Below are 15,239 nucleotides of genomic sequence, written 5' to 3' on the forward strand. Positions count from 1 at the left end.
TCGCGCGCCCACCCGACAGGGAGTCTGTCGGGTGGGCGCGCATGCGTCCCCATAGGTCGCCGTCAGGGTCACAGAGTCAGCGTGCTCGTGCCTGCCGGCACGGAGACGACCTTCGGCTTCCCACCTCCGCGCGGGTGCAGGGACAGACGCGTCGGCTTCTCGGCCTTGACCGAGAAGGTGGCCGCCGACCCGTCGTAGACGAAGTCGCGCACGACCACCCGGCCACCGACGGCTTGGAGAACGAGGTGGCCGTCTTCCTTGAGCAGGGTGGTGTTCGTTCCCGCGGTGACGGCATACCGGTGCCCGTGCAGCGGCACGTCGTCGACTTCGTTGGTGCCGGGGAGGCCCAGGGTGCCGAACCGGAAGCCGTTCGGGTCACCCCACGGCTCGTCGGCGATGAGCTCCTGCGTGCCCATGAGCGGCATGAGGTTGCTCCACGAGTAGGTCCGCCACGTCGTGTCGGTCGCGGCGCTGTTGATGACCTGCCCCGGCTCCGGGTCGAAGTACTCCGGGAACCAGCCGAGGTACTCCCACGTGGTGAGCCAGAGGTTCGTGCTCTTCGTGGCGAGGTCGGCGGCGGGCTTGTCGAAGCCGTAGCGCTTCAGGCCGTCGTAGACGGTGGCGTTCATCGGCGGCCAGACGGCGCCCTGCCACTCCTCGCAGGCGTCCTCCTCGCCCTGCTTCTGGAAGTACTCGTAGCCCGTGACACCGGGGTGCTTGGCGCCCGAGTTGCAGAACGCCGGGTCGTTGCGGGCCACGCTCGGCACGGCGTACTGACCCCAGTACTCCGCCGGGTTGAGCAGGTGCTGGTCGACGAGGACCTTGGCTCGCTCGGGCGTCGCCAGGCCACCGAAGAGCGGGTAGAAGACGGTCGGCGTGTTCGTCTGCTCCCACGACCCGTCGAGGTAGCGGTTGAGGTAGAGACCGCGCTCGGCGTTCCACAGGTGCTCGTTCATGCGCTTCTTGAGCTGGTCGTGCAGGGCGGCGTACTTCGCGGCGTCGTCCGGCTTGCCGAGGGCCGTCGCCATCCGCGACAGGTTGTCGGCGAAGAGGCCGTAGTAGGAGTTGAGCGCGACGTCGGTGAGGTCGGTGTTGTCACGGTTGTCGGTGCCGTTCGTGACGATCTGCTTGAAGTTCCAGTACTGCGGGCTGTCGTCAAGGCCGAGGTGGTTCCCACGACCGCCCTGACGCGGGCCGGCCCACGGGCTCTCGAGCAGGCCGTCCCTGTCGGTGTCGAACTCCGGCATGCGGGCGATGTAGCTCGTGAAGTAGGGGTAGACGAGCTCGAGGACGCTTTTGTCACCGGTGCGGGTGTAGGTACGCCAGGCGAGGTAGGCGTGCATCGGGCCGGCGTTGAGCTGGTCGTAGCGTGGCCCGCCGTTCTGGTCGTAGAAGTCGCGGATGTGGTCGATGGCGAGCGCCGGGTCGAGGCTGTTGGCGGTGATGCCGTCCCAACCGGAGTCCCAGCCCTTGAAGATGTCGTCGCCACCGCCGCCGAGGCCCCACATGACGAAGGAGCGGTCGTACTTCTCGTCGTAGTTGGCGTTGAGCGCCATCGCGTCGCGCATGAACGTGGTGGCGCGGGCGACCGGGCCGCTGCCGTGGACGCTCGAGTCGTCGACGTGGGCGCGGGCGTTCGCGATGAAGGCGAGCGTGTCGTCCTGGCTGCGGGTCGACTGCGCAACGGGGGTCTCGCCCATCCGCGCCGTGAAGGTCAGCGTCTGGCCCTTGTCCAGGTGGTAGCGCAGCGCCGCAGCTCCCTGCCCGGAGGCGGCCGGCTTGCCGACCATGCCGGCGAGCATGTCCTTGAGGGTCGCCCACGAGCCGGTGGTCCTGGCCGCGGTGTTGGCGTCCACGCGGAAGTGGCCGGTGCGGCTCGCGTCCCGGATGCCTGCGGAGGTGCCGGTGAGTGACGAATCGCCCTGGACGGCATACGTGCTCGGCTCGAGCCACGGCGCACTGGCATCGAGCCAGAGGGACGTGTCGTCGTCGAGGGCCGTCACCGAGCCGACGAGCTCGGAGTCGTTGACGCGAGCGTACTTGACGACGACGTTGCGCTTGCCGGCCTGCAGCGCGTCGTACTTGGCCTGTAGACCCGGCAGCTGGGCCTTGGCGGCAGCGACGTCGGCGGCTGACCAGCTCTCCGGGTGGTCGATGGTCGCCTGCAGGCCGCCGAGGCGCTCCTTGGTGATGACGCGGTCGTCGGTGGACAGCTCGATCTCGTAGTAGGAGCCGTCGGTGGCGATGGGGCCGATCTTCCAGATGCTCGGCACCATGTTCTCGTTGATGACCTTGCCATCCTTGGTCAGCAGGTCGACCGAGACCGAGAATCGGGTCTCGCCCTTTCCGACGAAGAGGGCGCCGTTGAACTCCTGCTCCTTGAAGCCGGGCATCGCGAACGGCCGGCTCAGGGGCGCCAGCTCAGGGTGGTCGGAAGAGGCTGCGGCAGCTCGGGCGGCGGACCTCGCAGTGAGCTGTTCTGTGGGGGAGGCGCTGGCGGGACTGGTGGCCGCTGCGCCGACGGCGGCCACCACGAGGGTGGCCATGGCTCCGGCGGTGACATTGCGAACCCGCAGGGTTCGCGCTGGTCGAGACATCGTTGTCGTCCTTTGGTGGATGTGAACGTTAACATCCGGGTGTTCGCCGACGGTATGTCCCTTTTGTCGCTATGCGCAACCCTCGTCCGACCAGCCGACAACAAGGTGACGGGCTGATGCCCTGGGGGCTCAGTGGGATGCAGACGCCGTCGAGCGGGTAGCGCGTGCACGTAGCCGCCCTCGCGGTGGGGCCGATGGCTGGTCATCCCCACCCGCTCCACCTGCGGCAGGTGAGTGCTTCGGCGGCATTCAGGGTTCGGTCGGCAGGGCCCCGGTGCGAACCAGCTCCTCGGCAACGACAGCCAGCTTACGGTTGGCGTTCTGACTCGCCGAGCGCAGCATCTCGAACGCCTGCGCTGGCGTAATCCGGTGGCGTTCGACCAGCACGCCGATCGCCGTCCCGATGACCCGGGAGTTGGCCAGCGCGGCCTCGAGGTTGTCGGCGCGCTCCTCGACCATTGCTCCCTCGATCGCGATCGCCGTGTAGTCGGCAACCAGGGCCGCCCGCGCCCGGGCGTCGACATCGAAAGTGTCGGCCTTCGCGTTGTAGAGCGTCATCACGCCCAGGAGCTCTTGTCTGACGTGCAGCGCCGAGGCCAGCACGGACCGGATAGGAGTGCGCGCTACCATCTGCTGGGGGTAGGACCCGAACCGGGACTCCGCCGCCAGGTCCGGCACGTGAACCACACCCCCCGCAGTGAGGGCCAGCCGCCCGGGGCTCGTGGGAGCGGCGACAGCGATCTCCGTCACGACCTCCAGCAGTTGTCGGTCGCTGGCCGTGTAGAACCTGGGGGCGCGCCCAGCACCGTGGTGTGTCACCGCAACGACGGCCCAGTCGCAGGGGACCGCGGTCAGTGCGTGTGCCACTGCCTCGTCGACCGTCGGCGCCATCCCATCTGTCTCGACCAGGAAGCGCGCGAGTCTTCCCAGCAGCTCTTCCTTGCTCCGAGTGCCGCCGGATGCGCGAATCGATGGTGTGTCACCTGGCTGGTCCCGCGCCCCCGGGGCGACCAACTTCGAGGCCTGCCTCGGTGAGTGCTTGGCACTTTCGACCTCAGGCATGCACCGATCCTCGCACCAGACGGCTTTGGACTTCCAGAGTCGACCTGCGGCATCCCGCCGCGGTACGGAGGGCGCCCCCGGTAGCGGATCGCGGGGCTTCCGGACGTCGCTGTGCCAGCCGGTAGCCGGCTGGCGTGGAGACCGGCAGGCATCGCCAACCTCCACAGCAAGGCTGGCGCGGCGCACGCCCCCACCAGCGCATCTCGGGCCCACCCATGCCGTTGTTACCGCCGGCGGGCTGGGCTTTGCTGCGTGGCTCGTTCGCCCGTGGCGAGGGTCGCCCAGTAGACGCTGCCCCCTGTGGGGCCGCGGCTACGGCCACTTGCGAGGGCCAGTTTGCGCACGATCTCCAGTCCGCGTCCGCGCTCCGGTATCCCGGCATTGCTCTCCACCGCGTGACCGGCTCCATCACCGCTCGGCGAACGAGTGCTGACGCTTCCGCGGTCGCGTACCGCGATGTGCAGCAGTTCATGGCCGTACCCCAAACGCAGCTCGAGGTCGGAGCCGGCGTGCTCTACCCCGTTGGTGACCAGCTCACTGACGATCAGCGTGGCGTCCCCAGCCAGATCTGACAGCGCCCAAGAGTCCAGCACCTCGGTGATGAACCGACGGGCCCGGCGCGGGGCGATCGGCACCGGCGCCAAGATCAATCGTTCCCGTCGCATCGGCGGCTCCGTCGGCATCTGCGCGAAGGCGGCCTCAGCCGAGTCGGCGAGGCCGACGAACAGTGCAGCGCCCGTCGCCCGGAGCGCCTCAGCCGGTTGGTCATGCGCGCCGACAAGCCATACCACCGGGCCCGGCCAAGGCCCGGACCATTGCGCCCCGACCCAGACGGCGACACACACCGGGTCGAGCCAGGTCACCTCCGACATCTCGCAGACCACGCACGGCGGGTTCTCAGTCAGCGCCTTGGCCAACGCCTCACTCAACCGGGGCGCGTCGAAGGAGTGGACCGATCCGCTCATGCGCAACACCGCGCCCACGCCGCTGTCGGTCCTGGTCAGCTGCACGAGCCCAGCACCTGCCGGCATGAATCGAGGCCGCACCGGCTGTCCAGCCGCCCGCTGCTCGTCCCGTCTCGCATTCTCGGGCCCCACTCCCGCTCGCCTGTCCGCCGGCACGTCACGACGAGGGTCAATCATCCCACCTGCAGACGAAGCGGCGCCAGACCCACGGCATCCGGAGCACCGTGCGTCCGCCGGTTCAGGGCGTGCCGTGGGGCGGCTCAGCTGCACTCGTCGACCTCCGGGTCTTCCAACGAGCCATCCGCTTGAACGCCGCGAGGGGAAGTGACCTCGTCATCGCATCAGGGGCGGGGACGCCCAGCGCCCAACCCTGCGCCTCGCGGCGCTAGGCGAAGTGGTCACCGGTGTGAACCGCGCGCGCGACAGCGACGACCGGGACGCCTGCCCGCGCGACCGCCTCCTCCAGCCGGCGACGCACGTGCTGCGCGCCGATGCGATGCCGGGCCATCAACATGCCCACGGCTTGGTCGACCGTCTCGAGGTCCTGCAGCCGGGCCGGGGCCCGTGCCGCCTGAAGCCGGGTGTCGAAGCTCAGGTCCGCATTCGCGACCGCCCCGGGGGCCCAGGCCCCGAACAGCTGAGCCAGCTGCTCCTGCCGGCCATCGAAGGTTCCCGGCTGCGCTCCGTAGAGGTTGACGCCCGCGGTCACTCGGTCGCCGTCCATGATCGGCAGCGACAGGGTGCTCCTCACGCCAGCAGCGGCGCCGGCCTGGGCGAACAGCTGCCACTGCCCCTCGTCCAGCGGGTCCTCGCTCGAGAACTCGACCGTCTCTGCTGTCTGCGCGGGTGCACGCCACCCTGCACGGCGCGAGTCGGACGGGGCAGTCGGGCTCACAGCGGCCGGAAGCGCGGTGGAGCTCGGGCGCGGGCCGCGGCGCCGCATCAGCCGCTGACGCCGATGCCGCACGCACATAGCGCAGCCTCCGGACGCACCGTGTGCGGCGGCTCGTGTGGCGGACGAGCGGTGGGGTATCGGCGCGGAGCGCCACGGCCTGCCGCTCCAACAGCGCGGCCCCAGGTCGTGGTCGCCGGCCAGGTAGCCGCTGGGGAGCCACAGGCAAGGACCCTCCCGCGCGGTCAGGGGCGGTCTTCGAAGCCCACCGAGGCGCTGGGCGGTGTTTTACGCGGAGGGGGCTGGGCACGACCTACAGCCTCGGCGATGCCCGCCCCCCCCCTGTCGGCGATTCGACCAGGAGCTGCCACAGCCTGACCCGTCCCCGGACCCCACCAACCGACAGCTGCACGCCGTCGCCCATGGAGATCGGGCGCAGCTGATCGAGTGATCCGGACGGCACATCGAGGTCCAGTCGGGACACTGGTCGGCCCCTGCGAATACGCGGCCAACCGTGGCCATGGCGGAGCACGTCTCTCGAGGCCGCAAACGATCACCCGCATAAACACCGATGAGTTCGCTGTCAGCGGCAGATCCGGTAAAGAGCGCCGCCCAAAGGAGGCCAAGAGAGGTCGACCATGGAAACGGGCCGGTGTCCCGTTGCAGTCGAGCGTCTTCGGTGGATGTCGAGTGCTGGGGGAATTTCGCGGAAGAGACTCGGTAGCAGACGCATCAGTTCTGTTCAGCGAATCGCCTTGTCGGCATTGTAGATCCGTCGCGAAAGCCTACGAAGGGCCGAATCCTTCCCCTGTCACCCAGTGCCCTGAGAGGGCCTGACCAGCGGGGATGCCAGTCAGGGCCTCGCATGTACCGGGGCCGGATACGTCGCGCTGTCGCTCACGGACAGCGCTGAGCTTGTAACCCTGCAACAGCGGCTTCCTCGCTGTTACGCGGACAGGGCGGCAGGCGTTGTGTCATCGTTGGGCCAACGGTTCGTGAGGAATTGCTGCATCGCCGGCGGCAACCACAGGACTGCATCATGGGCACCGACTGAGTGACTTGACGGTCGTGCCTCCCTGCGCCGGCGGCGTAGCGCATTCGTTCCAGTCGAACGATTCGCCGTACGAGTCAGGGGGAGCACCGATGTATCTTCGCATTGTTCTGACAGCGACCGCCACTGCCGCGCTCATCGTCGGGTCGGCTACCGTCGGGAACGCCGCCGTGCTCAGTCCGACGCCGAAGTCGTCTTCGCACGCAGGCGACGGCACCGTGTACGCCTCCGTCCAGGTTGGAAGCCGGCTGTTCGTCGGGGGCAGCTTCACCATCGTGGACGGGACTCGTCGATGGCGCCTGGCAGCCCTGGATGCCGCGACGGGCCGGCTGGACACCTCCTTCCGCGCGGACGTGGACGGCGACGTGCGCTCCTTGGCCAGTGACGGCCGCACCTTGTTCATCGGCGGCAAGTTCAGCCAGGTCAACGGTGTCGCGCGCAAGAACCTCGCCGCCGTCAACGCCTCGACGGGCGCTGTCGGGAACTTCAACCCTGCCCCCTCGGGGATGGTGCGTGGCCTCGCCTACTCCGGCGGCAAGGTCTTCTTCGGAGGCGGATTCACCAAGGTGGGCGCTACCGCCGTGAGCTACCTGGCCTCGGCCGACGCCGCCACCGGCGCGGTGAACCTCGCGTTCCCCCGCGCCGACGCCCCGGTCAACGTCGTCAAGGCCGTCGGGGCGAACGTCTGGATCGGTGGGGACTTCGCCCACGTCGGCTCGGCAACGCGCAGCAAGGTGGCCGCGGTCTCGACCTCGGGAGGTGTCCTGGGCTACCAGACCACCGTGGGCGGCCCGGTCGACGACCTGGCGGTGGACAGCACGGGCGTGTTCCTGGCCGTGGGCGGCGGGGTGTCGACGGGGAACTCCCTGACCAAGACGACCTCGACCGGGGTGAGGGTCTGGCAAGTCTTCACGGACGGCGACGTGCAGGCCGTCGAGGTCGTGGGCGGCACGGTCTACGCCGGTGGGCACTTCGGGTTCCTCTGCGGGTCCCCGGCGTCAGGATGCACCAAGTCGGCGAAGAAGTCCTTCGTCGCCGACGCCGGCGCAACCACGCCCAACGCCCGAGCCTGGGCGACGTTCAACTCCCCGCTCGGCGTCTGGGACCTGACGACGGCCGGGACCAACCTCTACGCCTTGGGCGTGTTCACCACGGTCAACGGCAAGTCGGCGCCGCGCATCGCCCGCTTCCACGGGTGACGTTCGAAGGGGCGAGCCGGCTTCCGGGTATCCGCCGGTCGAGCCAGGTCGACGAGCTCAGCGGGGAGGGCTGCGTCGGTGCCCCCCAGGGTGGTGTCGACGGGGCGTCACGAGGTCGTCGTGGAAGCCGGCTCGAGTCGCACTTCCGAGGCGCGGTGGGCTGAGGGGGCCCCCGTCCACGTCATCCGCCGAGGGACGGGACGCCTCGGAGCTCGCGGAACGGATCCTCCGGATCGTCTCCCAGGGGCCGACGGTGAGAGGGACTGGGCGTCGGTGTAGCCGACCACCATGCCCTCCTCGCCGAGCACTGCGGCGCCGCCGTGGCCGTGCTCGGCGAAGTCGTATGCGACGTGGCGGAGCGTGTCGCGCTCGCCGCCCACGTGGTCGGCGCCGTCGGCGGCGAGCCGGTGCGCTCCGCCATGGCCTCGGGCGAGGTGCGCATGACCTCGGCGGCGAAGAGGTCTCGAGCGGGTCGGTGGCGTCGTCACGAGTGAGGTGGAGGCCGCGTCTGGCGATCTTCTCGGTGAGGACCGAGCGTTGGAGGACGAGCACGGAAACGGCGTACGCAGCCGACGAGGCGATGAGCAGGGGCAGCAGCGCGTCCCAGGCGGCCTCCACCGCGCCAGCCTCGGCACCAGAAGCTTCGACACGCGTCGATGTGGACGGAGATCGATGGATGGGCGCGGCCCCCCCGTCGAGAGTCGGCCGGGCCGAGGTGGGTAGGGATCCTTGACCGATACCTGCAAGCGAAGGGATGCCCGATGACGACGAAGGTCGAGAAGTCCGTTGAGGTGGATGTGCCGGTGCGGACGGCCTACAACCAGTGGACCCAGTTCGAGGAGTTCCCGCAGTTCATGGGCGGCGTCGCCTCGGTGACTCAGGTCGACGACACGAGGCTGCACTGGGTCGCCCAGATCGCAGGCGTGCGCCGGGAGTGGGACGCGGAGGTCCTCGAGCAGGTGCCCGACCAGAAGGTGGCCTGGGCTGCGGTCGGCGGCGCGACGAATGCCGGGGCCGTCCACTTCATCCCCAACGGGGCCGACCGGACCCTGGTGACCCTGCACCTCGAGTTCGAGCCCGAGGGCCTGGTGGAGAAGGCGGGTGACGTCCTCGACGTCGTGAGTCGACAGGCCGAGGCGGACCTCGCCAAGTTCAAGTCCTTCATCGAGTCCCGCGGCGCCGAGACCGGCGCCTGGAGGGGTGCGGTGAACGAGGATGCGTCCCTCGGAACTCCGGGTGCGGAGGACGCCGCCCTGTCCCAGGGCGACACCGGCAAGGCAGGCGTGTCCAGGACCGCCATGGCCGCCGGTGCCGCTGGGGCGGCCGCTGTCGCCGGAGCGGCCGTTGCTGCCGGGGCCGCGTCCGGGGACTCCGACGAAGGCAGCGCCCCGACAGGTGAGGACGTCGTCGACGTGCTGACCACGGACCACCGGGAGGCCATGGCGCTCATCGGCGAGATCCGTCTGACGCAGGAGGCGAGCACGCGCCGAGACCTGGCGGACACGCTGATCGCCGAGCTCGTGCGGCACGCCGTGGCGGAGGAGATGTACGTCTACCCCGCCATGAAGAAGCACCTGCCCGATGGTGAGGCAGCGGTCGAGCACGACCTCGAGGAGCACCAGCAGCTCGAGGAGACGATGAAGCAGATCGAAGGCGTCGACGGGGGAGACCCGCAGTTCGACGAGCTGTTGCGCACTCTGGAGTCCGTCCTCGGCGACCACATCACCGACGAGGAGGGGGAGCACTTCCCGCAGCTGCGGGCCGCGCTACCGCCGGCGGAGCTGGTCGAGCTGGCAGGGAAGGTCGAGGCGGCCAAGAAGCTCGCGCCGACGCGGCCCCATCCCGCCGCGCCGAACAACCAGCTCTTCCACAAGCTGGCCGGTCCCGGAGTGGGGATGGTCGACCGCCTGCGTGACAGACTGGCCAACCGCTCGACCAGCTGACCGGCAGGGCAGGCGGCACGCACCTGCCATCCGGTGCCGGGAGGCCCTGACCCACCTGCCGGTCAGGGCCTCTCGCACGACTCGCCCGCACGCGCCTGCCGGAGGAGCCGGGCTCCTCGAGAGTCTTCGCCAAGCCCTGAGCGGGGTATGCATCTCATGCACCGACCCTTGACAGGGGCCGCGACAGGGGACGAACATCTCGGCTCAGTGGCTAGCCGGCCTAGTGGCCTAGCCACTTACTCAACGAGGAGTAGGGCATGACTGCAACCCCTGTCGCTGACCCAATGTCCGCGACCCACCGTCGACGTGCAGTAGTGGCCAGCACCGTCGGGACCACGATCGAGTGGTACGACTTCTTCCTGTACGGAACTGCTGCCGCGCTGGTCTTCCCCCACCTGTTCTTTCCCAGCAGCACGCCCCTCAGCGGCACGCTGCTCTCGTTCAGCACCCTCTTCGTCGGCTTCGCCGCGCGTCCCATCGGTGCTGCGATCTTCGGCCACATGGGTGACCGCGTCGGTCGCAAGTCCACCCTGGTCGTGACCCTCCTGCTGATGGGGACGGCCACCTTCCTGATCGGGGTGCTCCCGACTGCCGCCTCCATCGGGGTGGCTGCGCCGATCATCCTCACCGTCCTGCGGCTGGCACAGGGCATCGGTGTCGGCGGTGAGTGGGGCGGCTCGGTCCTCATGAGCATGGAGTGGGGCAGCCGCAAGCGGCGTGGCCTGATGGCCAGCTGGCCACAGCTCGGCGTGCCGATCGGCCTGCTCCTCTCGACGGCCATGGTCAAGCTGATGACCAGCGTCCTCAGCGAGTCCGCCTTCGCCAGCTGGGGCTGGCGGGTGCCGTTCCTGGTGAGCTTCGTGCTGGTCCTCGTCGGGCTCTACGTCCGGCTGCGGGTGGTCGAGAGCCCCCAGTTCGTCGAGGTGAAGCAGACGGAGGCAGTGGTGCGCCAGCCGCTGCTGCAGGTCTTCAAGGAGCACCCGTTGGAGATCCTGAGCTCGGCGTTCGTGCGGCTCTCGGAGCAGGCGCCGTTCTACCTGTTCATCACCTTCGTGCTCACCTACGGCACCGAGCACCTGGGCCTGGCCAAGGGCCAGCTGCTGAACTACACCCTGATCGCGGCGGCGCTGGGGCTCGTCAGCGTGCCCTTGTTCGGCCACCTGTCCGACCTGTTCGGCAGGCGCCTCATCTACGGGATCGGCATCGTGTGCACGGCGCTTTTCGCCTTCCCGTACTTCCATCTGCTCGACACCAAGGTCTCGGGACTGGTCCTGCTGGCCATCGTCCTGTCGCTCATCTTCCACGACATGCAGTACGGCCCCCAGGCCGCGCTCATCGCCGAGAGCTTCGGGACGAACCTGCGCTACAGCGGAGCCGGCGTCGGCTACCAGCTCGCGTCGGTGATCGCCGGCGGACCGGCGCCGCTGATCGCGGCCGCGATCCTCGCCACGACCCACTCGAGCACAGGTATCAGCTGGTACATCGTGGGCTGCTGCGTCCTGGCCATGGCGGCCTTGGTCATCATGCCCCGGACGCAGCTCAACCGCGAGGCTGAGATGGAGAGGGAGGACGGCAAGCGCGGGAGCGTCGTCAGCGCCTCCGACGCGCGGGCCTAGTCACGACACGACGACCTGGGTCTCCACCGGGAGCCGTTCCACGCCGGAAGGCGTGGAACGGCTCCTTCCATGGTGGATGCTTCGCAGCCTCGGGTGTGCGGGGGCCGCGGCAGCTCAGAGCTCGAAGACGTGCTCCTGCCGGTAGCCGGTCGTGAGGTCGGTGAGGGACAGCTCGATGATGCCCGCTGGGTCGACGGTGTAGCGCTCCTCCAGCAGCGGGCCGGCCTCCATGCGCACGATCGGCACCTCGGGCAGCAGGGACGACTCTCCGCCACTGCCGTTCACCGCGGCCGCCCGCTGCAGCTCGGGGTCGAAGGGGAAGACGATCTCGGCGACCGGTGCGAGGTCGCCACGCGGCTCACCCTGGTCGTCGACCGAGGAGTACTCGACGAAGCGGAACCACCCGATGTTGTGCGCCGCCTGGTAGCGGCGGGTCACCACGACCGGGTCAGCCGACGTGGGCCCACCCAGCGCGTCCGAAGTCCGCAGCGACCGGTCCAGCACGGGGTCGAACGACAGAGCGGTCCCGGCCTCGCGCTCCCGGAAGACGCCGAAGCCGCGCGAGAGCCGGTCGCGCAGCGAGAAGCCGGCGTCGGGGTCGGCCGCGATCGCGAGACCGACCGCGGTGGAGGCGCTCGGCATCGGGGAACGGTGCACGCGACGGCCGAATCGTGACCGCAGCAGGCGCGGCACCAGGGGCAGGCCGCTGGCCCCGCCGACGATGTAGATGCCGGCCACGCCCTGGAGCTCGTCGCCGTCCCCGTCGGGGGAGCCGAGCGACTGCACCAGCGGCTCCATCGCCTCGGTCGTCGCAGCGACCAGAGGCGTGACCGCGGCGTAGAACTCGTCGATCGGAACCGTCACAGCGCTGCCGGCCCCACCGTCGGCGGCGGGGATTTCGACGACGACGCGGCGGGACTGCGGGCCTATGCGCTCCTTGGCCTCTCGGCACTCCTCGAGCAGGCTCGCGCGTGCCGCCCCCGGCAGCTCGCTCCCCGAGCGGCCGGCGACCTGCAGAGCGGCCTCGGCAAGGGCCTCGTCGAAGTCGTCGCCGCCCAGCAGGTTGACCCCGAAGGAGTCGAGCACCTCGTGGTGGGTGCCCGACAGCCGCAGCAGCGACGCGTCGAAGGTGCCGCCGCCGAGGTCGTAGACGATGACGAGGTCGCGCCGGGACGTGATCGAGCGGGCCTGCCGGTGCGCGAACTCGAAGCTCGCGGCCGACGGCTCGTTGACCAGGCCGGCGACGTCGAAACCAGCGAGTCGGCAGGCCTCCAGCGTGAGGAACCGCTGGGCGCTGCCCGCCTGCGCGGGCACCCCGAGCATGGCCCGAGGCGCAGCCGTGCCGTCCAGCCGGCCCTCGATGCTCGACGCGGTCCGCAGTGCGTCCAGCACCGCGGCGAACAGGCCGGTCAGCACGTCGAAGAGCGGCACCTCGCGCTCCCCGATGCGCATGGGCGTGTCGGGGGTGACGCGAGGCTCGGCCAGGAGGCGCTTGAAGGAGCGGGCGGACGGCATACCTCGTCGTGCCGCCTCGAGGGCGGCGAACCCGTAGACGAGGGTGCCCCCGTCGTCCGCGACGACGGACGGGAAGTGGTCACGCGCGTCGCCGTCCTCGTCGAGGAAGGCCACGACCGGGTAGTTGCCGCGGTCGGCGTGCGCGACCACGGTGTGCGTGGTGCCGAAGTCCAGGCCGAGATCCATTCCCCAAGGCTAGGCCGCCGCCGCCGCGACGAGCATTTCGGCCCGTATGCCGGTTGGGGCGCACCGGCCGTCACCGGCGGCGCACAGACCTCAGGCAAACCCCAGCGGCCGCCCAGAGCGCGTGCCTACCGTCGATGACATGGTCGCGGTTCCCCGACGAGACCTGGGCAGGACCATCCGGCTGCTGCTCGCCTTCGTGGTGGCAGCCGTCCTGCTCGGTGTGCTCGGAGCCGGCCTGTCGGTGCCGTCCGTGGCCGCCGTCGGTCGGCTGACCTCGGCGGGGGACTCCGGCTTCATGACGCTGCCGAGCACCTTCTCTGCGGCCCGGCTGCTGCAGGGCTCGCGCATCCTCGCCGCCGACGGGTCGCTCATCGCCACGCCCGAGGACCAGGACCGCAGGGTCGTCAGGCTCGGCCAGGTCGCGCCGGTCATGCGCCAGGCGCAGGTCGCGATCGAGGACAGCCGCTTCTACAGCCACGGCGCGATCGACGTCAAAGCCCTGACCCGGGCGCTCATCGAGGACCTGCGCACCGGGACGGCGAGCGAAGGCGCGTCGACGCTGACCCAGCAGTTCGTCAAGATGACGCTGCAGGCGCAGGCCCTCGCGACGGGCCGGAACGCAGCGGCCGAGGCAGCGGTGGCCAAGACCCTGACGCGCAAGCTCACGGAGCTGCGCTACGCGGCGTGGCTCGAGCGGACGTGGAGCAAGAACCAGATCCTCGAGGGCTACCTGAACCTCGCCTACTACGGCGACGGGGCCTACGGGGTGGAGGCGGCCGCCCGGCACTACTTCGGGGTGCCCGCCGGCGCGCTCACGCTGCCGGAGGCGGCCACCCTCGCCGGCCTCGTGCAGAGCCCGAGCACGACCGACCCCGTCCACCACCCGAGGCAGGCGCTGGCGCGGCGCAACGTCGTGCTGGACCGGATGCACGACCTCCACCTGGTCACGACCGCCCGGTGGCGCGCCGCCCTGCGCCGGCCGCTCGCGGTGGACCTGCACGTGACCTATCCGCCCGCCACGTGCACGGCCTCGCGCCACCCCTACTTCTGCTCCTTCGTGATCCGGTGGCTCGAGGAGCAGCCGGCGCTCGGTGCGACCCCGCAGGCGCGCCACGACCTGCTCTACCGCGGTGGCCTGACGGTGCGCACCACCCTCGACCCGTCCGTCGAGAAGGACGCGAACGGGGCGCTGCGCGCCGTCGCCCCGGTGGGCAACTCGCTGGGAGTGGCGGCAGCGGCCTACGTGACGAGGCCCGGCACCGGCGACGTGCTCGCCCTCGGCCAGGACACGGCATACGGCACGGACGCGGGCTCGGGGCAGACGGAGCTGGACTACGCGGTCGACACGGCGTACGGCGGCTCCCGCGGCTTCCAGTTCGGCTCGACCGCCAAGGCGTTCTCGCTGGTCACCGCAATGGCGCAGGGGCTGGGGCTGCACGCGACCGTCGACGCCCCGGCGGCCGGCCCCCAGCAGCCGGCGATCTTCGGCCGCAGCCAGTTCCCCAAGCCGTGCGGTCTCTACAACGGGTGGAAGGTCTACAACGACGAGGCGTGGGGCGGCGGCACGATGTCGCTCATGGAGGCCACCGCGAAGTCCACCAACACCGCGTTCGTCGCGCTCGCGAGCCGGATCGGGGTGTGTGCGATCCACCGGACGATGACCGCGTTCGGGATGCACGACGCGAGCGGTGCACCGATCGGCACCTACCCGCCGCAGGTCGTCCTCGGCGCCCAGCAGGTCTCCCCTCAGACCCTCGCGAACGCGTATGCCGCCCTCGCCGCCGGCGGGGTGCTCTGCCGGACCAGGCCCGTCACCAGCGTCACGCAGGATGGCAAGGTGCTGCTGGCCCCGTCACCGTCGTGCACGCGCGTCGCGGACGCCGGCGTCGTCGGCCAGGCGACGAGGTACCTGATGTTCAACATGACGCACGGCTCGGGGATCCTCAACCAGCTGGCGGGTCGCCCCTCGGCCGGCAAGACCGGCACCGCCGACGGCAACGCGCAGTCCTGGTTCGTCGGCTACACGCCGCAGCTCACGACGGCGGTGTGGGTGGGCAACCCGGTGAACCAGAACCGCCGGATGTTCCACGTCTCCATGGCCGGCAAGAGCTGCACGGCGATGACCGGCGCCTGCTTCGCCGCACCGATCTGGCGCCGGATCATGAGTGCCGCCCTGGCCGGGCAGCCGGTCGCGACGATGCCCTGACCGGCAG

Annotated in this window: 10 protein-coding genes; 5 read left to right on the forward strand and 5 right to left on the reverse strand. The window is 70.1% G+C overall.

The genetic code is table 11. The features are described from left to right. Nucleotides 1-68 precede the first annotated feature (68 nt). The 4 genes from ABD194_RS11565 to ABD194_RS11580 all read right to left on the reverse strand — a co-directional run bounded on the left by ABD194_RS11565 (nt 69) and on the right by ABD194_RS11580 (nt 5,519). Complete coding sequence (locus ABD194_RS11565) at nt 69-2,546, reverse strand: MGH1-like glycoside hydrolase domain-containing protein (protein ID WP_343991427.1); 2,478 nt, start codon at nt 2,544-2,546, stop codon at nt 69-71. A gap of 300 nt (nt 2,547-2,846) precedes the next feature. Further along, entirely contained in the window at nt 2,847-3,659 is an 813-nt protein-coding gene (locus ABD194_RS11570) for a GAF and ANTAR domain-containing protein (protein WP_343991429.1), read from the reverse strand. Between the two features lie 224 nt (nt 3,660-3,883). Further along, a complete protein-coding gene (locus tag ABD194_RS11575) occupies nt 3,884-4,669 on the reverse strand; it encodes an ATP-binding protein (RefSeq protein ID WP_343991431.1) in 786 nt (261 codons plus the stop codon). 340 nt (nt 4,670-5,009) lie between these two features. Continuing rightward, nucleotides 5,010-5,519, reverse strand: coding sequence for a GAF domain-containing protein (locus ABD194_RS11580; RefSeq protein WP_343991435.1), 510 nt, complete (start codon nt 5,517-5,519; stop codon nt 5,010-5,012). A 1,266-nt stretch (nt 5,520-6,785) separates the two neighbouring features. Here ABD194_RS11580 and ABD194_RS11585 point away from each other — a divergent pair. From ABD194_RS11585 to ABD194_RS11600, 4 genes are all read left to right on the forward strand, one after another. Further along, a complete protein-coding gene (locus ABD194_RS11585; protein WP_343991437.1) occupies nt 6,786-7,766 on the forward strand; it encodes a hypothetical protein in 981 nt (326 codons plus the stop codon). Nucleotides 7,767-8,116: 350 nt separating this feature from the next. Beyond that, entirely contained in the window at nt 8,117-8,260 is a 144-nt protein-coding gene (locus ABD194_RS11590; protein WP_343991439.1) for a hypothetical protein, read from the forward strand. A gap of 267 nt (nt 8,261-8,527) precedes the next feature. Next, complete coding sequence (locus ABD194_RS11595) at nt 8,528-9,709, forward strand: hemerythrin domain-containing protein (RefSeq protein WP_343991441.1); 1,182 nt, start codon at nt 8,528-8,530, stop codon at nt 9,707-9,709. A 314-nt stretch (nt 9,710-10,023) separates the two neighbouring features. Then, nucleotides 10,024-11,325: an MFS transporter gene (locus ABD194_RS11600; protein ID WP_343991443.1), complete on the forward strand. Its 1,302-nt coding sequence runs from the start codon at nt 10,024-10,026 to the stop codon at nt 11,323-11,325. Nucleotides 11,326-11,439: 114 nt separating this feature from the next. Here the strand turns inward: ABD194_RS11600 and ABD194_RS11605 are convergent, their stop codons facing one another. Continuing rightward, nucleotides 11,440-13,026, reverse strand: a complete 1,587-nt coding sequence (locus ABD194_RS11605) for an Hsp70 family protein (RefSeq protein ID WP_343991445.1) — start codon at nt 13,024-13,026, stop codon at nt 11,440-11,442. Between the two features lie 139 nt (nt 13,027-13,165). Here ABD194_RS11605 and ABD194_RS11610 point away from each other — a divergent pair, with 139 nt between their 5' ends. Beyond that, the gene (locus ABD194_RS11610) at nt 13,166-15,232 is read left to right on the forward strand and encodes a transglycosylase domain-containing protein (protein WP_343991447.1); all 2,067 of its coding nucleotides are present in this window, start codon (nt 13,166-13,168) and stop codon (nt 15,230-15,232) included. Nucleotides 15,233-15,239: the final 7 nt, after the last annotated feature.

The sequence above is a fragment of the Terrabacter terrae genome (genome assembly GCF_039529575.1).
Taxonomy (GTDB): Bacteria; Actinomycetota; Actinomycetes; order Actinomycetales; family Dermatophilaceae; genus Terrabacter; species Terrabacter terrae.

Excerpts from the sequence above, each read along its gene's own strand:
- ABD194_RS11565 (WP_343991427.1), bottom strand. The coding sequence starts at position 2,546 with ATGGCCACCCTCGTGGTGGCCGCCGTCGGCGCAGCGGCCACCAGTCCC.
- ABD194_RS11570 (WP_343991429.1), bottom strand. The coding sequence starts at position 3,659 with ATGCCTGAGGTCGAAAGTGCCAAGCACTCACCGAGGCAGGCCTCGAAG.
- ABD194_RS11595 (WP_343991441.1), top strand. The coding sequence starts at position 8,528 with ATGACGACGAAGGTCGAGAAGTCCGTTGAGGTGGATGTGCCGGTGCGG.
- ABD194_RS11605 (WP_343991445.1), bottom strand. The coding sequence starts at position 13,026 with ATGGATCTCGGCCTGGACTTCGGCACCACGCACACCGTGGTCGCGCAC.
- ABD194_RS11610 (WP_343991447.1), top strand. The coding sequence starts at position 13,166 with ATGGTCGCGGTTCCCCGACGAGACCTGGGCAGGACCATCCGGCTGCTG.